Origin of the sequence: Pseudomonas sp. Kh14 (genome assembly GCF_900291005.1) — a bacterium.
Taxonomy (GTDB): Bacteria; Pseudomonadota; Gammaproteobacteria; order Pseudomonadales; family Pseudomonadaceae; genus Aquipseudomonas; species Aquipseudomonas alloputida.
The window spans coordinates 1-248 of the sequence record NZ_OLKJ01000227.1; the positions used below are offsets into that span (position 1 = coordinate 1).

The following is a 248-nucleotide window of genomic DNA, read 5'->3' on the forward strand; positions in this document are numbered from 1 at the left end:
TCTCAAGTCCGGTGGTGCCTATGTGCCGCTCGACCCGACCTACCCGGTGGAGCACCTGGCCTACATGCTCGAAGATGCGCAACCGGCGCTGTTGCTCGGTCAGCAAGGGCTGTTGGAACAGCTGGGGGCCGACCTGCCACGCCTGCGCCTGGACACCGACGCTGCGCTGTTCGCCGATCAGCCGGGTAGCAACCTCCCGCCATTGGCCGGGCCCGATGACCTGGCCTACATCATGTACACCTCCGGTT

Annotated in this window: 1 protein-coding gene; it reads left to right on the forward strand. The window is 65.7% G+C overall.

The features are described 5' to 3' along the window. On the forward strand, nt 1-248 hold a 248-nt coding region (locus FQ668_RS27915), incomplete at both ends, for an AMP-binding protein (RefSeq protein ID WP_144180830.1).